General features: G+C 38.4%; 18 protein-coding genes and 1 tRNA gene. All 19 read left to right on the top strand.

Features of this window, described 5'->3' with window-relative positions; translation table 11 throughout:
• Positions 1-363 precede the first annotated feature (363 nt).
• The 19 genes from BUB90_RS04265 to BUB90_RS04170 all read left to right on the top strand — a co-directional run bounded on the left by BUB90_RS04265 (position 364) and on the right by BUB90_RS04170 (position 19,449).
• Entirely contained in the window at positions 364-1,140 is a 777-nt protein-coding gene (locus BUB90_RS04265; protein ID WP_073283350.1) for an ABC transporter permease, read from the top strand.
• On the top strand, positions 1,133-1,906 hold the full coding sequence (locus BUB90_RS04260) for an ABC transporter ATP-binding protein (RefSeq protein WP_073283347.1): 774 nt from the start codon (positions 1,133-1,135) through the stop codon (positions 1,904-1,906). Before BUB90_RS04265 ends, BUB90_RS04260 begins: the two co-directional genes overlap by 8 nt.
• A gap of 48 nt (positions 1,907-1,954) precedes the next feature.
• Entirely contained in the window at positions 1,955-2,107 is a 153-nt protein-coding gene (locus tag BUB90_RS04255) for a YezD family protein (protein WP_073283343.1), read from the top strand.
• A 170-nt stretch (positions 2,108-2,277) separates the two neighbouring features.
• Positions 2,278-3,525, top strand: coding sequence for a methionine adenosyltransferase (gene metK / locus BUB90_RS04250; RefSeq protein ID WP_084139079.1), 1,248 nt, complete (start codon positions 2,278-2,280; stop codon positions 3,523-3,525).
• Position 3,526: 1 nt separating this feature from the next.
• Positions 3,527-4,402 (top strand): nucleotide-binding protein, encoded by an 876-nt coding sequence (locus tag BUB90_RS04245; protein WP_073283833.1) that lies wholly within the window; start codon positions 3,527-3,529, stop codon positions 4,400-4,402.
• 13 nt (positions 4,403-4,415) lie between these two features.
• Positions 4,416-5,855, top strand: a complete 1,440-nt coding sequence (locus tag BUB90_RS04240; protein ID WP_073283340.1) for a nitrogenase component 1 — start codon at positions 4,416-4,418, stop codon at positions 5,853-5,855.
• Position 5,856: 1 nt separating this feature from the next.
• Positions 5,857-7,152: a nitrogenase component 1 gene (locus tag BUB90_RS04235; RefSeq protein WP_073283336.1), complete on the top strand. Its 1,296-nt coding sequence runs from the start codon at positions 5,857-5,859 to the stop codon at positions 7,150-7,152.
• Between the two features lie 78 nt (positions 7,153-7,230).
• Positions 7,231-8,427, top strand: a complete 1,197-nt coding sequence (locus BUB90_RS04230) for a radical SAM protein (RefSeq protein ID WP_073283330.1) — start codon at positions 7,231-7,233, stop codon at positions 8,425-8,427.
• A 19-nt stretch (positions 8,428-8,446) separates the two neighbouring features.
• A tRNA-Cys gene (locus BUB90_RS04225) sits at positions 8,447-8,517 on the top strand.
• 142 nt (positions 8,518-8,659) lie between these two features.
• Positions 8,660-9,739, top strand: a complete 1,080-nt coding sequence (locus BUB90_RS04220) for an ABC transporter substrate-binding protein (RefSeq protein ID WP_073283327.1) — start codon at positions 8,660-8,662, stop codon at positions 9,737-9,739.
• A gap of 129 nt (positions 9,740-9,868) precedes the next feature.
• Positions 9,869-10,174 carry a hypothetical protein gene (locus BUB90_RS04215; RefSeq protein ID WP_073283323.1) on the top strand — a complete coding sequence of 102 codons (306 nt, stop codon included), beginning with the start codon at positions 9,869-9,871 and terminating at the stop codon, positions 10,172-10,174.
• Positions 10,175-10,248: 74 nt separating this feature from the next.
• Positions 10,249-11,337, top strand: a complete 1,089-nt coding sequence (locus BUB90_RS04210) for an ABC transporter substrate-binding protein (RefSeq protein WP_242952476.1) — start codon at positions 10,249-10,251, stop codon at positions 11,335-11,337.
• A gap of 30 nt (positions 11,338-11,367) precedes the next feature.
• The gene (locus tag BUB90_RS04205) at positions 11,368-12,579 is read left to right on the top strand and encodes a radical SAM protein (RefSeq protein WP_073283320.1); all 1,212 of its coding nucleotides are present in this window, start codon (positions 11,368-11,370) and stop codon (positions 12,577-12,579) included.
• A gap of 548 nt (positions 12,580-13,127) precedes the next feature.
• A complete protein-coding gene (locus BUB90_RS04195) occupies positions 13,128-14,156 on the top strand; it encodes a sulfate ABC transporter substrate-binding protein (RefSeq protein ID WP_073283312.1) in 1,029 nt (342 codons plus the stop codon).
• 117 nt (positions 14,157-14,273) lie between these two features.
• The gene (gene cysT, locus BUB90_RS04190; RefSeq protein WP_073283308.1) at positions 14,274-15,113 is read left to right on the top strand and encodes a sulfate ABC transporter permease subunit CysT; all 840 of its coding nucleotides are present in this window, start codon (positions 14,274-14,276) and stop codon (positions 15,111-15,113) included.
• Between the two features lie 15 nt (positions 15,114-15,128).
• Complete coding sequence (cysW, locus tag BUB90_RS04185) at positions 15,129-15,971, top strand: sulfate ABC transporter permease subunit CysW (RefSeq protein WP_073283305.1); 843 nt, start codon at positions 15,129-15,131, stop codon at positions 15,969-15,971.
• 1 nt (position 15,972) lies between these two features.
• Entirely contained in the window at positions 15,973-17,034 is a 1,062-nt protein-coding gene (locus BUB90_RS04180) for an ABC transporter ATP-binding protein (RefSeq protein ID WP_073283302.1), read from the top strand.
• A gap of 407 nt (positions 17,035-17,441) precedes the next feature.
• Positions 17,442-19,151 carry an adenylyl-sulfate reductase subunit alpha gene (locus BUB90_RS04175; protein WP_073283299.1) on the top strand — a complete coding sequence of 570 codons (1,710 nt, stop codon included), beginning with the start codon at positions 17,442-17,444 and terminating at the stop codon, positions 19,149-19,151.
• The gene (locus BUB90_RS04170) at positions 19,135-19,449 is read left to right on the top strand and encodes an indolepyruvate ferredoxin oxidoreductase subunit alpha (RefSeq protein ID WP_073283296.1); all 315 of its coding nucleotides are present in this window, start codon (positions 19,135-19,137) and stop codon (positions 19,447-19,449) included. The genes BUB90_RS04175 and BUB90_RS04170 overlap by 17 nt, the downstream gene beginning before the upstream one ends.
• The last annotated feature ends 16 nt before the right edge of the window (positions 19,450-19,465 follow it).

Raw genomic sequence — 19,465 nt, 5'->3', positions numbered from 1 at the left:
AATTGACCAAGTAAGTTTTACGAGAGGCTTTTGACACTATAACCAGTTATAAAATTACAATGATACGCACACCAGAAAAAACAAATTTTCTTTGCTTGCCACCTAGTGAACAGAAATGTTCACATATGACAACAGCTTTGTAAAATTTGTTTTTTTATGTTGTTTTTCGTATATATTAAGTCATACTCAAATAATAAAAAATTAGAAGTTATAAATAAAACATATTGACAAAGTATGGAAAGTAGGTTATTATACTAAAAAGCAAATCATAGTAATACAATATGAAATATATGAAAAGATTAGTAGGAATTTAATACAGAAGAAAAATAATAAAGAAAGGGGAGGAATAGAGAGGGGGATTCTGTGAGAAAGCTGAAAGATATTGGAATTCAATTAATTATTCCAATTATAATCGTATTGGCCTGGCATTTTACTACCACGTATACAGATACACCATCGAGTATCTTACCGAGTATATCTAAGGTGAAGAAAGCATTCGGAGGCATGGTACAGACAGGACAATTGCAAGAAGATTTGCGTGTTAGTTTTACAAGAGTTACGAAGGGATATGCGTATTCCATTTTGTTTGGTGGGATACTGGGTATCTTAATGGGGATGTTCCCTGTTGTTAAGAAGCTATTTGGATTGATAACTACGGTTATCCGTCAGATTCCAATGATTGCGTGGATACCACTTGTTATACTATGGTGTGGTATTGGCGAAGAATCAAAGATTGTTATTATAGTGATTGCCGCTTTCTTCCCTATTATGATAAATACATTGAATGGTGTTGAAAGTACACCAACTGGGTACATAGAAGTTGCAAGGTTGTATAAGTTAGGTAAGATTAAAACATTTGCGAAGGTGTATTTGCCACATGCATTACCACAAATGTTGGTTGGATTAAAGTTAGGTTTGGGAGTATCCTGGATGGCAGTTGTTGCTTCCGAGTTAATAGCAGCTACCGCAGGAATTGGCTATCGTATGAGTGATGCAAGAAGCTTAATGCGATCGGATATCGTAATTGTCTGCATGTTAGTCATTGGCTTGGTTGGCATTATTATGGATAAGGGGTTATCTCTATTATTCAAAGCACTCACTCCATGGGAGAGAAGAAGTGGAGGAAAGGCAAATGGCTAAGGAGATCTTGCAAATCAAAAACTTAGATAAAAGATTTATTGTCAATAAACAAGAGGTTCCCATTCTAAAAGGTATTAATCTTACTGTGGAAGAAGGAGAATTCATCACCATAGTTGGTCATAGCGGTTGTGGTAAGAGTACTTTGTTGAAGATTATTGCTGGATTGGTTGACTATGAGGAAGGTGAGGTTATACGTAATGGTAAGAAAGTAGTTCAACCAGGTACCGATTGCGGTATGGTATTCCAGGAACATCGATTATTACCATGGTTAAAGATTAGAGATAACGTGGGATTTGGAATTAAGAATCTTGATAAGAGGGAAAGAGAGAAGTTGATCGAGAAACATATTGAACTAGTGGGACTCGAGGGCTTCGAGAAGGCGTATCCAAGTCAATTATCTGGAGGGATGTCACAAAGAGCGGCAATAGCGAGAGGGCTTGTGGCAAACCCAAGTATCTTACTACTAGATGAACCTTTTGGTGCATTAGATGCATTAACGAGGATTCAGATGCAAAAAGAGATTCTACGAATACAAAAGGAAGAGAAGACGACAATGATTATGGTTACCCATGATATTGATGAAGCTATATACCTTGGAAGAAGAGTTATTGTAATGTCAGCAAGACCAGGTGAGATCAAATCTATATTGACAATTGAATCATCCGTTGCTAAAAACAGAGGTGGTGCCGAATTTAGCTATTATAAGAAAAAGATATTAGACCACTTCTTTGAAGAAAGCGAAGAAGCAATTGAGTACACGATATAGGCTATTGGTACATATAACAGAACGTATTGTAGTATAAGGAGGAGAGTTATGAGCGCATATAAGAAGAATGCAATTAGTGATACTGATATGAATAAAATAAGGGAATTCCTTGAGACGATTCAATACGGTTCGGTTACGGTAATAGTACAGGATGGAAAGGTCATTCAAATAGAAAAGAATGAGAAGGTCCGAATAAAATAAATATATGATGTTAAACTGACTAGAAAACTAGAGGTTTCAGATGGTGTTATACCATCTGAAACCTCTTTTCGAGTTTTAGAGAATGCCATAGATACAACCTGATTAGGAGGTGTCAGGTCACATTTGGCTTTATAATAATTAAAAGAGACATTAAGAATGGAGGATTTATTATGGGAAAATTATTCACATCAGAATCAGTAACAGAAGGGCATCCAGATAAGATTGCAGATCAAATCTCAGATGCAATCTTAGATGCATTATTAGAGCAGGATCCATATTCAAGAGTAGCAGCAGAAACAACAGTGGCAACAGGTTTAGCACTAGTAGTTGGTGAGATTACCACAGATGCCTATGTGGACATAGCCAAGGTAGTCCGAAAGACAATAAGGGATATTGGATATACGAAGAATGCAGGAGGATTTGATGCGGATTCCATTGCAGTTCTTACCTCCATAGATGAGCAATCTGCGGATATTGCACTGGGGGTGGATAAAGCATACGAATCAAAGCAAGAAGGAGTAGAAGAAGACTTCGGAACAGGAGCAGGCGATCAAGGAATTATATTTGGCTATGCAACTAACGAAACATCGGAGTATCTACCACCAGCCATATCGTATGCTCATCGTTTGACAAGAAGATTAACAAAAGTAAGGAAAGAAGGACTTTTACCTTATCTAAGACCCGATGGTAAATCGCAAGTTACGGTGGAGTTCGATGAGGAAGGTAAAGTGGCCAGAATCGATACAATCGTTATCTCAACACAACATAGCGAAGTTGTAACGTTAGGACAGATTAAGCAAGACGTAATCAGATCTGTTATCAAAGAAGTAATACCTCCCCAGTTATTAGATGAGAATACGAAGTATTTCATCAATCCTACGGGAAGATTCGTAATTGGTGGCCCACAAGGAGATGCTGGATTAACAGGAAGAAAGATTATCGTAGATACATATGGAGGTACCGGTAGACATGGAGGTGGTGCATTCTCTGGTAAGGATCCAACCAAGGTTGACCGATCGGCAGCATATGCAGCAAGGTGGGTAGCTAAGAACATTGTTGCAGCGGGAATTGCTGATAAGGCGGAGATAGAACTAGCCTATGCGATTGGAGTAGCAAAACCTGTATCTATCGCTGTGGATACTTTTGGTACTGGTAAGTATTCAGATGAGAAGATTGTTGAGGTAATAGAAAAGGTATTTGATCTACGTCCCGAGGCAATTATTAATGCATTGGATTTAAGAAGACCAATCTATAAGCAAACAGCGGCTTACGGTCATTTTGGCAGAACTGATATAGAACTTCCTTGGGAAGAGTTAAACAAGGTTGATGAGATCAATGAATTGATAGATGAATCTTTTACACGCAACTTTGTGCCTGCGGCCCAAAGTTTACAGGCTAAGGAAGGGCATGGTTATTAATATGAGTAAGAAAATAGGAAAACATATAGCTATTTATGGTAAAGGTGGAATTGGAAAATCAACCACCACCTCCAATATCAGTGCCGCTTTAGCAGAGGCGGGATATCGAGTAATTCAGATAGGGTGTGACCCAAAGAGTGACTCAACAAATACTTTACGAGGTAATAATTATCTACCCACTGTACTTGATAGTTTAAGAGAAGGGAAGAAGATTCATCTAGAGGATATATCGGTAGTTGGTTTTAAAGGTGTCTTATGTATCGAGTCGGGTGGCCCTGTTCCTGGGGTTGGCTGTGCAGGACGTGGAATTAATGCAGCAGTTAATTTGTTACAAGAGTTGAATCTATTCGAAGAATTCAAGCCTGATTATGTATTATATGATGTTCTTGGAGATGTTGTATGTGGCGGATTTGCCGTTCCAATCAGAGATGGAATTACCGATCGGGCATATGTTGTAAGTTCCTCCGACTTTATGGCAATATATGCAGCGAATAATCTTTTCAAAGCCATTAACAAGTATGCCCCTTCAGGCGGGGCAAAGCTTGGCGGCGTAATCGGGAACGGCTTATCTGCTGGTTATTCTAAATCTATTATTAATGATTTCACAGAAAAGACAGGAACAAAAACGGTTGGCTATATTCCACGTTCACTAGTTGTATCACAAAGTGAGTTGTTTGGAAAGACAGTGATAGAGGCACATCCAAGAGATCCACATGCTGGGATTTATCGTAACTTATCTACGTATATAGCAGAAAGTGAGGATTTGGTGATACCAAATCCACTGGGGGTGACGGAACTAAAGGATTGGGCAAGAGAGTGGGGAGATAAGATCTATGACCTTGAGACAGGGGTAATTAGTGGGTCGGAAGCTATCTAGAAAGGAGGCGTTCATGGGGGTTTTAGATGAAAGGAAATTAGTAGCGAGAGAAAAGAGAAATTCTACAATTACAGCGTACTATGGCCAGGTAGAAAACTTACGAGAAGACTTAGAAGTTTCAGAGATACGCCAAAGGATACGAACCTTCTCGCAAACTACATCGGATGAGTTAATCGTGGCCCTTGATCTCTTAAGCACCATACAAGACATAGCGGTTGTGGTTCATGGTGCGACGGGTTGTAGTGCATCGATGATCGGTTACCAGTTTAGAAACGCTAGACAATTTAAGAAAGATGGGGCAATCTCAAGTGATCGGTCTACCTGGTATTCAACTAATCTAGATGAAAGAGATACCATTATGGGTGGAGATGAGAAATTAAGAATCGTCATAGAACGTGCGTATAATGATCATAAACCGAACGTGATATTTGTTGTTGGAACTTGTGTTGTGGCAATCAATAATGATGATATGTCCTCTGTAGTATTAGAATTACAAGAGGAGTTAGAGATTCCCATTATAGTAATTGATACAGATGGATTTAAGTCAAAGGCTGGCATTAATGGAAGTGATATTGTGCTACATGGTATTGGAAAATATTTGATCTCTCAAAACGCTACCGATAAACAGATTAGACAGGTCAACATCATTAGTACCACGTTGAATTACAAAACTAAAAAAGAGCTACATCGTATATTTGATAAGCTAGGACTAAAAGCGAATGTAATTCCAAGGTATGCAACAATTGATGAAATTCAGAAAGCAAATAAAAGTATCGCCTCTATGGCATTAAACGGTGAGGAAGCAGAAGTTCTTCTACAAGGTTTGGAGGAGATAGGCATTCCCGCAATCACAGCACAAGCACCCATTGGAACACCCGCAATTAGTAAATGGCTCAATGAATTAGGGAAACATCTAGAAATCCAAGATGAAATTGAGATATTCATTAGGGAAGAGGAGAAGAACGTACAAAGTTACATAGCAAGTCAACCTCTAAAGGGAGAAAAAGTATATATTGATCTGCCTGCGAGTCTAGCAAAAAGTATAGTTGAATTGGTAGAAGATCTTGGTGGTGAAGTGGTTGGAATTACAATACCTTTTGTCGATGTGAGTAACAAAGAGAGTCTGAAGAGCTTGAAGAAAGAGGCATATATACAGGTGGGAGACGGTCAGCTATTTGAATTAGCCAATATATTTAGTAAGAACCAAGTAACTTTTTATATAGCAGAGAAGGCAATTGGGGACTTTGTTTCCAAGCAAGGAGTTATTCCCATACCGATTGGCAATAAGAATATCTTCTTCTATCAAGGAATTAAGACCTTTGTTAATAGTATTCACCGCGCAAAACGAAGCGTGTCTTATACAAGGTATATTAGTGAGGATGCAGTTAATCCTTATGCAAATACGTGGACGAAAAAAAGCACGAATTGGTATATTAAGCAGGAGGTGAAGTAAGGTGTCAAAAAGCATTGAGAGAGGTCGTTATGGGTGCAATCTACACGGTGCGATACAAACCATAACTCAGATTCAGGGAGTTGTACCGATATTGCACACTACACCAGGCTGTGGATTGCAACACGATATTGCTAAGAAGGTAGGGAGCGCCTTTGCAGCTTACGTTCAGGGGTATGAAATACCAAGTTCTAATGTCTATGAGAAGCAAGTCATCTTTGGTGGGACATCAAGATTGCGTGAACAGATTAAGAATACCGTCAAGGTAATGAATGGAGATCTATACGTTACTTTGTCCGGATGTGAGTCTGAGATGGTTGGAGATGATAGTATCTCCATGACGCAGGAGATTGTGGATCAAGGTGAGAAAGCAATCAATTACAGAGCTCCAGGGTTCAAAGGAGATCAATATATTGGATATGAAGGAATCGTCAGCACGTTGATTGATAAACTACCAAGTGTATATGAAAACGTAGAGGAGGAAAGTAGCGATAATCGTATTAAGGTCAATATTCTAGGGATAATTCCAGTGCAGGATATCTACTGGCAAGGTAATTTAGATGAGATACAGCGAGTATTGCAACCACTAGGAATCAAAGTCAATAAACTCTTGGGATACAAACAATCCATTGATAATTGGAGAAGAATGAATACGGCTAATTTGAATATTGTAGTTTCTAAGTGGGGAATTGAAGCCGCGAAGAAACTTAAGAAGCTATACCATACACCGTATATAGTAGTTGATAATCTTGGAATGGGACCTGATGCCATGGAGTTGTTGGTAGATCAAATAGCGAAGGAAATACCAATCAAAGTAGAGATTGCTAGAGACTTCTTCCGTGCAGGAAAAGAACGATTCCGCTATGCCTTAAAACAAATTACCGAATATTACTACGATTATGATTTTCAGAAAAGCGTAGTCATAGTAGGCGATGAAAGCACGACAATTCGATATGCCGATTTTTTAACTAGGTATCTTGGTATGGAGATTCTAGCGATTATTATTACTGACTTTGTTGGAGAAGAGACGAAACAGGAACCAAGTGAATATCTAAGGTCACTGGCATATGACATTTACTATAAGAAGGATACAAGAGAAATCAGTCAGCTCATTGAAGAAGCAAATCCAGAGCTAGTATTAGGAAGCAGTTTGGAAGAAGAGATAGCAAGGAGCCTTGGTGCTTATCACTATACAATCTCCTATCCTGCATATAACAAGGTAATTATTAGCAGTTGCAATGTTGGATATGAAGGAGGAATTGGGCTGATAGAGAATCTAAGCAGTGTTTTATTACAGTGAATCGTATGGTATGTCGTCTGTTGACATTACAAGGAGATTAGCTGTGAAGATCTATTATATTTTGAAAGGGGTAAGTATATGCGTAATCGAAAGGAAGCTTTGTATAAAGAAATTGAGTTAAGAAGTAACATAGGTGTAGAAGGTGTTCGATTTGATCCAAACATCTTTAAGAGTGTACTTGAGAAAGATGCCAACATAGCTGCATCCCATAACTGCATGGACTTCTCACTTGATGATACGACTAATGTAGAGATACCAGGTGGATTTCGATTAGACCATGGCATTGGTGTTCAATTGAATAAGAATTATCGCTCCCCCTATTATCTAGAAGAGGAAGATGGAACCATCTATCTGAAGAATGATGGAGTAGTATTATCAAAGATAGAGGTTACGAAGGCTTCACCAATCTATGGTAAGAATACTTCTGATGGAACATCAATGAAAACAATTGTTGCAGCGGGGGACGGACAATATGGTGATAAACAGATTCTAGTTGCTTACAGTAATGAATGTGCACTGAAAGATAAGGGCCTTGATTGTTTGTTCTGTAATATTAATGCAACGAAAGATCGTTTCGCTGAGAAAGAGAAGATTGAGTGGAAGAATCCAAAGCAAATCGCTGAAACAGTAAAAGCAGCGTATGAATTAGGATATAATCATCTAACCATTACAGGTGGCTTCATTCCTGAGCGACGTGAAGTGGAGTATTACTTAGATACGGCAGAGACCATACGTGAATATCTAGGAACAGATACTTTCAATGGAACAGCTTGTATTGGTGCACCACAAGATATATCGGTACTTGAGAAGTATAAAGAGGCAGGCTTTAGTACAGTAGGCATTAATCTAGAGGTATGGAATAAAGATTTCTTCAAAGCGATCTGCCCCGGTAAAGCGCAATTATGTGGCGGATATGATAACTGGATCAAAGCGATTGATTATGCGATTCAAGTGTTTGGAGTGGGTAATGTTCGTAGCAATTTCGTTCCAGGATTAGAGCCAAAAGAGTATCTGTTAGAAGGAATAGAAACCTTAGCAGAGAAAGGTGTTGTAGCAACAGCGGCGCTAAGTTGGGTACCGAATATTGGATCGAAATTAGAAGGGCATAGAACCCCAACGCCAGAATGGCACTGGGATGTTCAACAGAAGATTTATCGTATTCTTAGGAAATATGGACGCACCTTTGAACAAGTATATAATGCAACACCGGGAGCAATTCTATTACATGATTTTTATAAGGTTGAGGATGGTTTATTGCTCCATAAGAATGTGTAAGATAACGCAAGAGAAATATGGTGTCATAGCCAAGGGGAAAGGCAAGAGTCTGCAAAACTTAGATTACCGGTTCGAATCCGGTGGGCACCATTTAATCTATCAAGATAAGGTATGATGATAGCTAACTAGATAACTGGAGGCTAATGTATACGTATAATTACGTTACATTAGCCTTTTGTAGTTCGTGTAAAAAAGTGATAGTGCAGGTTTTGAGAAAGGCAGGGTAATTTATATGAAGAGATTAAAACAGCGATGGAGATGGCGTTATGTAGCAATTAGTTTTTGTCTTCTAACTACTGCGTTTTTGTGCGTTGCATGTAGTGGTAAAACAAAGAGTAAAGAAGTAACCAGTGAGAGTATTGTACCGGAGAGTAAGGAAGAAAAGGATCTCAAAGAATTACGTTTAGCATTAACATCAGAAAATAATGATTTAACAGGAATCTTATTGCTTGCGGATCAGCAAAATTACATTCAGGAGGAACTAGAAGCAGTTGGTTATAAACTTGAGGTTTATGGATTTGCACAGGCGGGCCCTGCTATCAATGAAGCGTTTGCAGGGAAGAGTATTGATATTGCCATCTATGGGAATCTACCACCATTGGTTTTGAAATCCAACGGTATTGATGTATCAGTAGTTGCTTTAACGGATTCGGAATTAGATCAATGTATTATTGTTCCGAAGGATTCTACGATTCAAACTGTGAAGGACTTGAAAGGTAAGACCGTAATTAGTGGAAAAGGTACAATATTAGATGAATATTTTAAAAAAGTATTGTACGCCAATGATTTGAAAATTGAGGATATTAATGTGATTAATGATGTAGCTACCGCAGCAGCTACCTTCACAAGCAACAATGCGGATGCTCTGGTAATAAGTCATACACAGGCACTACTGATAGATGAGCAATTTCCTATTCGATTTATTGAGTCAACGACTAATAGTCATCAGGAGTTAGTTGGTCAGTTAGTACTAGTAGCAAGGAATGAATTCTTGCAAGACCATCCGGAGGTTATGACAGCATTCTTAAGAGCATATATCCGTGGTTATCAATATGCTATTAGTAATGAGGAAGAGGCATTTGATGCATTTGTGAATGACAAGGTTAGCCGGGAGCTGGTTGAAAAGGTATATGGTAGTAAGGAAAAAGTATTCTCTAATCTATCGGGTGAGATTACACAAAAAGATATTAATCGATTACAAGAAGTAGATACCTTCCTCTTAGAAAATGGATTAATAAGTAAAAGTGTTGATTTGAAGGAATTTGTTAATGATAGCTTCTATAAAGAGGCGTTACAAGAAGTATCTAAGTAGATGTAATTGAGCACTGCATTGACGTAATTCGGGTTTGGGAATTGTAACGGTTCATAAAACACATGGATATATTTGTCGTTGTTACGAAGAGTTTAGCAATTACGTGTTGTGTATAGAAAGGAGAACAAGATGAGTAGTATAACAAGGAAAGAAATAAAAAGTAAAGACGAATTATATGAGGAATTAAAATTAACCCTACAACTTCCCATAAAAGGAATATCTTTTGAACCGGATACCTTCAAGGAGATAATCGAAAAACACCCAGAATTACAGTTGTTACATCTATGTATGAACCCATCGAAAGATTCTACAGTGGGATATTATATACCAGCTTCTTACTATACAGAAAGCGGTTTTCAGGTATATGGTGGACTGAACAAGAGAGGAGTATACCATATCGAGAAAGAACAAGGGGGTTTATTATATAGCGGATAAGAAATAACGGTTTGCTAAGCTTCAAGTGCGAAGTGTGAGTTAAATAATACATAATAACAGATAGGGAGATGAAGATGATGAAAAGGATAGAGAGAACAAGTAGGATAATTCTTATTATGGTGGTAGTAGTGTTAATGAGTGGCTGCTTCAAGAAATCCAACGAGGAAAAAGAGAAAGCCGCAGACGTTGTTGCACAAACAGAGCCTGTGGAGAGTACGGTTTTACCTACTGGACATAAGGTAGATACGGTAAAGATTGGCTACGTTGATGTGACTGGTGGCGGTGTCTTATCTGATATGTTAGGAGTCGCAAGGGATCAAGGCTTTATAGAAGAAGAACTAAGTGCAATTGGTGTAAAGGCAGAACTTGTGCCCATGACAGGTGCTGGTCCAGCAATTAATGAGGCCCTAGCTGGTGAACATCTAGATATTGGGGTGCTTGGAGATGTTCCAGCAGTGATAGGTAAGGCATCGGGAATTGATACGCAAATTATTGCATACAGTGGTTTGAATAATGGTGCTTCCTTGGTTGTAGGTAAAGATGCAACGTATGATTCCTTAGAGGATATGAAGGGAAAGAAAATCGCAACACAACGTGGAGCATTTATGCATCGGACCCTACAGTATATGCTAAATGATGTAAGCTTGAAAGAGAGAGATATAGAATTCGTGAATGCGAATGCACAGGATAGCGCAGAACTTTTGGTAACTGGCAATGTAGATGGTGCGGTAGTAGGTGGGGTTACTCTGACACGCTTGGTAGAACAAGGATTTAAGGTCATATGTGATTATAGAGAACATCCAGAATGGACGGCTGGAAGCTATGTAATTGCACGCACGGAATATATTGAGGAAAACCCGGATATCATTCTGGCATTTGTTCGAGCTTTAGTTAAGGCAAAGGAACTGTGTGAGCAAGAAAAGGATACACTATTAGATCAATGGGTAAGCACAGGGGAAAGTGAAGCTTCCTATGAATATCTGTATCCAAATTATGATAATTATTATACTCTTGGAAGCAGCGAGGCAACTATACAGAATGGAAAGAATACATTGCAGTTTTTATTAGATAATAAATTAATCGTGGAAGGTTTTGATATTGAAAAGTGGGAGAATGCTACCTTTTATACGGAGGCATTTAAAGAATTAGGAGAAAAACAATAGAATATTAAGTAAATTCGGGAGGAAAACGTCATGAGTAATAATAACCAAAACAATAGAACAATCAAGGAGTTAAAGCAACAATTGTATAAAGAAGTTGAACTCAAATCACAAATCATTGTTCATGGAATTAAGGTTAATCCAACGATTTTTAAACATCTTGAGTTAGGAGAGAAGGTGCAAGAACAGATTCATGGCCTCTTTGAGATGGACCATAAAGAACACGCAGGTGTTGCCTTCCCATGTAGTTTCACATCACCTAGTGGTATTAACTATAGTTTCACATGGGACCCTGACTCTGATATTACAATTGATTATGTAGAGAATCAATATATTCTATATGATCGTGGGGAAGAGAAGTTTCCAATTACATTTACGGAGCGTCCGAAGTATTATAAGTTACTTACCTCTGATCAGGTGGAGATGTCTCATGTAGCTAGTTTTAATCCTACTAAAACAGTTGGAGTGGCCTATAGCAATGAATGTGCGTTAAAGGATAAAGGATTAGATTGCTTGTTCTGCAATGCCAATGCAACGAAAAATACCTATGCAGACATAGAGAATATTAAGTGGAAGAATCCAAAGCAAATTGCAGAGACGGTGAAAGCAGCATATGAATTAGATGGAGGGCTTCATGTTAATATAACGGGAGGATTTATCCCCGAACGAAGGGAAGTAGATTACTATATTGATGTTGCAGAGGCAATCCAAGAGGAACTCGGTCAAAAGGACTTTAATGGAACGGCGGTTATTGGTGCTCCGGAAGATCTCTCGGTAATTGATAAGTATAAGGAGGCTGGATACCGAACATTAGCAATTCAAATCGAGATATGGGATAAGAATATATTCAAGACGATTTGTCCGGGGAAGGAAAAAGAGTGCGGTGGCTGGCAACACTGGGTAGATGCTTTGGAATATGCAGTTAAGGTATTCGGATTTGGAAAAGTAAGAACTGGGTTTGTAGCAGGAATTGAGCCGAAAGAAAAAACATTAGAAGGCGTAGAGTATCTTGCGAAAAGGGGGATTCTAAGTTTGACCAATGCATGGAATCCAAATCCAGGATCGAAATTAGAAGGACATAGAACTCCATCACCAGAGTGGCACTTCGATCTTGCCAAGAAGACATATGCCATCTTTAAACAAGTAGGCTTTACATACGAGCAATATTTTGATGTATCACCATCAGCGGATTTTCTTGTTCATGATTTGTATCGTATTGATGAAGAACGTTTACCTATTTATTAATTTTATTAATGGATGAACCTTTTGGAGCACTCGATGCACTGACGAGAGAGGAACGTACAAGATTTCACTTGCAAAATCTGGTGGGATACTGGCAAAACAATAAACATTCTGAACAGATATTTTGTCTAGTAATAGAGATATCTGTTCTTTTTTATTTAAAATATATTGACTTTTATAAACAGGAGAGGTATACTCTTAATCATATAATCCATATTGTATTAGTATGAATAAGAGTGAATAAGAACTGACTGGAAAACCAGAGGTTTTAGATAGTATAGAAGTATACTATTTAAGGCCTCTTTTTGCGTTTTTTTGGTGATGATGTTAGCTATGTTGCTGGTTTAGGGAATACCAGAGGATTTAATAATTATCAATCAAAAAAATAAAAAAATGAAAAAATATACTAATCCTATTGACATAGTATGGAATAAGTGGTATATTTTAGAAAATTATTTCATATTAATCCAATATGAAATATAAGAATAGGTTTATACGTCAATCTAAAACGGGGTAGCAGATTGGTGTGAGAGAAAAAGGGAGGACGTTATATGAAGAAAAGAATGAAGAGAATGGTTGCACTAAGTTTTGTTTTGTTGTTAGCAGTTGAGGGATTATCAGGCTGCAAGAAGAATTCCTCTTCCTCAGATGGTTCCGTTGAGATAACCAATGTATCTTATGATCCTACTAGAGAATTTTATGAGGAATATAACGTAGAATTCGCCAAGTATTGGAAGGATAAAACGGGGCAAGAAGTGACCGTTACTCAATCACATGGTGGTTCGGGAAAACAGGCACGTTCCGTTATTGAAGGTAATGAAGCAGATGTTGTTACACTGGCATTAGCACATGATATTACAGCAATTGAAGAGGCTGGATTAATTGAGGAAGGTTGGATTAATGAATTTGAAAAGAATAGTTCTCCATATACTTCTACAATTGTTTTCCTTGTTCGAAAAGGAAATGATAAGGATATTAAAGACTGGTCAGATCTGATTAAAGACGGTGTGAATGTAATTACGCCAAATCCAAAAACTTCAGGTGGAGCTTGTTGGAATTTCCTATCTGCATGGGCCTATGCAAAGAATCAATATAATGGGGACGAAACCCAGATTAAAGATTTTGTTACGAAGTTATATAAGAACGTAAGTGTATTAGATTCTGGAGCAAGGGGAGCAACGACAACATTTGTTGAGAATGGTCAGGGAGATGTTTTAATTGCTTGGGAGAATGAAGCCTATCTTACACTTGATGAACATCCGGATGAGTTTGAGATTGTGACACCTAGCATCAGTATCCTTGCAGAACCTTCTGTAGCAATCGTTGATTCCGTAGCTAAGAAACGAGGAACGGAGGAAGTAGCGAAAGAATATCTTACGTATCTGTACTCTGATGTTGGCCAAAGATTAGCTGGAGAAAATTATTATCGCCCTACAAATACTGATATTCTAAAGGAATTTTCTGATGTATTTAATTTAGACCTCAATATGGTTAGTATAGATGATTTTGGTGGTTGGAATGAAGCGTATGAAGTGTATTTTCAAGATGGCGGTATATTTGATCAAATCTATACACAGTAAATCACTAACACCTTGTGTTTGTTCTAGATACGTATCTAGAGTACTAAGGTATAAAAAGGTATTGAATTATCTAGGCAATTGGATATTTAGAATCATCATGGAAAGGGAGAATTCAACATGGAGTATAAATTGAAACGAATAAAGAGAAGAAGGGTAATACCTGGATTCCCCTTATCAATGGGGATTACATTAGCAATGGTTAGTATGATTGTGCTGATTCCCATGGCATCTATTATAATCTGTGCTTCCGACCTTTCTTTACAGGAGTTTATACAAATAGTAACGGCAAAGGATGTAGTATCGGGATATGTAGTTAGCTTCTCTTGTGCACTTATAGCAGCGATTATAAATTGTATATTTGGAGTTATTCTCGCTTGGGTATTGGTTCGATATGAGTTCCCAGGGAAGAGGTTCCTTGATGGATTAATTGAGCTTCCCTTTGCGCTTCCAACAGCAGTTGCAGGTATATCGTTAACGGCATTATATTCGGATCAAGGTTGGATTGGAGGTATATTCGCTAAGTTTGGAATTAAAATTGCCTATACGAAAGTAGGGATTACCATTGCAATGATTTTTATAGGAATTCCTTTCGTGGTCAGAGCGATTCAGCCGGTTTTAGAAAAATTTGACCCACAGTACGAAGAAGCAGCCTCAATGCTTGGAGCAAATGGTAGTAGAACATTCTTCCGAGTAATCTTCCCGGAGATTTTGCCAGCTATGCTAACTGGATTTGGGTTAGCATTGGCTAGGGGAATTGGTGAGTATGGAAGCGTTGTATTCATAGCAGGTAATATTCCATATAAAACACAGATTGCACCGCTACTTATTATGTCGAAGTTAGAGCAACTGAAATATACCGATGCAACAGCCATTGCGCTAGTTATGCTAGTGGTATCCTTTCTAATCTTGCTTTTGCTTAATATTATTCAGGTTCATGCAACTAAGAGAACAACATAGAAAGTAGAGGTTGATATGAGTATAAAACAAGATTCAGTAGATTTAAAAAAAGGTGCCAAGATTACAAAGACAGTATTAATTACAGTAAGTTTATTATTTGTCATTATTATGCTTGTAATACCAATGCTTATATTAATTGTCTATGCTTTTAAAGATGGATTTACAAAGTACATAGAGGCGATTACAGATACCTATACGATTAAGGCACTACGGTTAACTATAATAGCAACCATTACGGCAGTTGCGATTAATACGTTCTTTGGACTATTCGCAGCTTGGGCAGTTACTAAGTTTTATTTTAAGGGTAAGCAATTACTACTTACCTTAATTGATATTCCCTTTGCTGTTTCACCAGTAATAGCAGGTTTGATCTTCATTCTTACATTTGGCAGAATTGGTTGGGCACACGGATTTCTAGAGGCACACGATATTCAGATTGTTTTTGCAGTCCCAGGTGTAATTATCGCTACGATATTTGTAACATTTCCATTCATATCAAGAGAAATTATACCTGTTTTGAATGCGCAAGGAAAAGATGAGGAAGAAGCGGCGGCACTTATGGGAGCAAGTGGATTCCGCATATTTAGAAAAATAACGCTTCCTCATATGAAGTGGGCGCTGTTATACGGAATTGTATTATGTAGTGCAAGAGCTATGGGAGAGTTCGGTGCGGTATCTGTTTTGTCAGGGCATCTGCGTGGTAAAACCAATACACTTCCTCTACATGTAGAGATTATATACAATGAGTTCAAATTATCTGCTGCATTTGCAGTGTCGTCAATCTTAGTGGTGTTGGCGGTAATTATATTAATACTGCGAAATATAGTGGAATATAAGGCGAAGAAGGGAGGACGGTAATATGTACGTAGAACTAAAAAACATCACGAAAACATTTCAGGATTATAAAGCATCGGATAATGTCAGTTTTGGAATTGAGAAAGGTAAATTAATTGGTTTGTTAGGGCCCAGTGGGAGCGGAAAGACAACAATCCTTCGTATGATAGCCGGATTGGAACAGCCAGATTCGGGAGATATCTTCATTAATGGGGAAAGAGTAAATGATATTCCGGCAAGTAAGAGAGGGATAGGGTTTGTGTTCCAAAGCTATGCGCTGTTTCGTTATATGGACGTATTTGATAACATTGCATTCGGTTTGGAGATTCAGAAAAAGAATAAGAAAGAAATCAAAGATCGCGTCCTCGAATTGATTAAATTAATTGGATTAGAAGGGCTTGAACATCGTTATCCTAATCAGTTATCAGGTGGGCAAAGACAAAGAGTTGCATTTGCAAGGGCATTAGCACCAAATCCGCAATTGCTGTTATTAGATGAACCATTTGCTGCAATTGATGCTAAGGTAAGGCAAGAGCTAAGAAGCTGGCTCAAGGAAATGATTAGCCGAGTTGGAATTACGAGTATATTCGTTACACATGACCAAGACGAAGCCATCGAAGTCGCCGATGAGATCATCATAACCAACCAAGGGCGGGTTGATCAGATGGGTTCCCCTCTTGAAATATATAAGAAACCTGGGACTCCATTTGTTGCACAGTTTATCGGTCAATCTAGCATAGTTGAGGATTACAGTAGCTTAGTTGGATTCGATAAGGTAGAGTCGATGAATCAAGCAATTATTCGCCCAGAGTTTATAAGGATAGCAAAACGTGGGGAATTAAAGCAATATCTTAGTGCTGCTGAAGAAGGTGTCGTGGAGAGCATCGCTTTTAGGGGAAATAACTTAGAGGTTAAGGTTCAGGTAAATGGACAGAATTTCACCGCTACAAGGTCTCTTGAGAAGGAAAGCATTCAAGTAGGTGAGGAAGTAGACGTATTGATCTATCGCTTGTATGTATTTGATGAGGATAGAACCTATCTACTTGAGAATAAAGCAATGAAAGACGATAACCCTGTGTTTATATAAGGGGGACGGTAATTACGAAACCCATGTAGTCTGTATATATACTTCTTTCCTTGTAACTATGCACGAAACACGCTACGTAGATAAGTGCTTCTAAGTATGTGCATATAGTTGCTTAAAGTGAACGGAATCACTTTCAACACGACATCCTGTCGTGGTGAAAGTTGGCTCGGCGTCCATGCCTCGCCTTCCTACGTTGTCAAGCACATACTAAGAAGTACTAATTCTACTACGCTATCGTTTCTTAGCATAGTTACAAGGAAAGAAGTATAGGTTAAGGTTATGGAGTTTCGTAATTACCTGAGATTGAGGTATATGTACGTGTTATCAAGTATGGGAATAGATATATGATCACATATATAAGTATACGAATGCAGATATAGGAATTGAGGCAGAAAGGTAGGGTATGAATGAGTAAAAAAATTACAGTGAAAACCTATAAGACGGAGATCTTAATTATCGGTGGTGGTACAGCTGGATGTTATGCGGCGCTTACCATTCGGGAGAAATCAAATGCAAGTGTGATTATTGCTGAGAAGGCCAATATTAAAAGAAGTGGTTGTTTAGCAGCAGGAGTAAATGCCATTAATGCATACATCGTGAAGGGAAGAACCCCTAGAGATTATGTGGAATATGCTACGAAAGATGCGGCAGGAATTGTAAGAGATGACTTGCTACTTACGATGTCAGAAGGGCTTAACCGGGTAACGAAGAAACTGGAGGACCTTGGTTTAGTGATTTTGAAAGATGAGAATGGTGAGTATGTCGCTAGAGGTAATCGTAATATTAAAATCAATGGAGAGAATATTAAGCCGATTCTTGCGGATGCCGTAGATGCTTTGGAGAATGTAACCGTGTTAAACCGAGTTGCCGTTACGGAGTATCTAGTAAAAGACAATCAAATCTACGGTGCGTTGGCTATTGATACCAAAGAGAATGTGCTTTATGAGATTCATGCAAAGAAAGTAATCTGTGCTACTGGTGGTGCGGCAGGATTATATAGACCAAACAATCCGGGATTTTCAAGGCATAAGATGTGGTATCCGCCGTTTAACACAGGTGCGGGATATGCCATGGGAATTCTATCAGGAGCAGAGATGACTACCTTTGAGATGCGATTTATTGCCCTACGTTGTAAAGATACCATTGCTCCAACAGGTACCATCGCTCAAGGAGTGGGAGCAAAACAGGTGAATTCTATAGGAGAAGTTTATGACGACAAATACGGGAATACAACTTCGGAGAGAGTATATGGAACGGTACGAGAGAACCTAGAAGGGCGGGGACCTTGTTATCTAAGAACCGAAGGGATAACGCAGGAACAAGATAGAGAGCTTCTACGAGCATATCTAAACATGGCACCAAGTCAAACGCTTAAGTGGATTGAATCTGGTAAGAATCCAAGTGAGCAAAATGTTGAGATAGAGGGTACGGAACCGTATATCGTTGGTGGTCATACAGCAAGTGGATATTGGGTAGATACCAATAGACAGACCACAATACATGGACTATATGCGGCAGGTGATGTAGCAGGTGGATGTCCGCAAAAATATGTTACAGGTGCATTAGTTGAGGGCGAAATTGCAGCAAATGCAGTTATAGAAGCAATAGAGAAAGAGAAAGGTAAGAGTGAAAACATAGACCATATTTATTCAGATACTGATTTCATTAGAGATAAGAAAAAGGAAATAGAATCTATTCTTAACCGTCAAGATGCTATCTTTACAACAGAGCAATTAGAAGAGGCGATGCAGAAGGTTATGGACACCTATGCAGGAGGAATTGGCAGTCATTATCAATATAATGAAAAGCAATTAGACCTAGCGGAGGAAAAGATTGAACAGATTATTAAGTTAAGCGAACGCTTACAGGCTGCTACTATGCATGAATTGCTATTTGTATATGAATTACGAGAACGACTGGTAGTCTGCCAGAGCGTAATTGCACATCTTAAGGCAAGAAAAGAAACGAGATGGCATAGTTTTGCAGAAAACTTAGATTACCCGAATAGCAGTGAGAATTGGTTACGATATGTGAACTCAAAACGAGATGATGGTGAGCTTAAGATAATCTATCGAGACTTGGTAAAGCGAGGTGAAACTTATGAGCATAGCAATTAGTCAAAGCAAATGTACTGGTTGTAAGATGTGTACCACGGTTTGTCCAGGGAGTTTGCTATCAATAAATGAGAATAAGAAGGCATATATTGAGTATCCAAAAGATTGTTGGGGTTGTGCCTCTTGCGTGAAAGAATGCAAATTCGGAGCAATTTCTTTATATCTTGGAGCGGACATTGGAGGAAGAGGAAGTCATCTTTCTACAAAGTGTGAAGAAGATATTGTAACTTGGTTAATTGAGAACCCTAATGGAGAGAATCAAACGATTGTAATCAATCGTAAGGAATCTAATAAGTATTAGATAATAAGGAGGAATA

This window comes from Anaerosporobacter mobilis DSM 15930, from assembly GCF_900142955.1.
GTDB lineage: Bacteria > Bacillota > Clostridia > Lachnospirales > Lachnospiraceae > Anaerosporobacter > Anaerosporobacter mobilis.
Note: the sequence above shows the minus strand (reverse complement) of the source record. Positions and strands in the feature narration are given on the sequence as shown.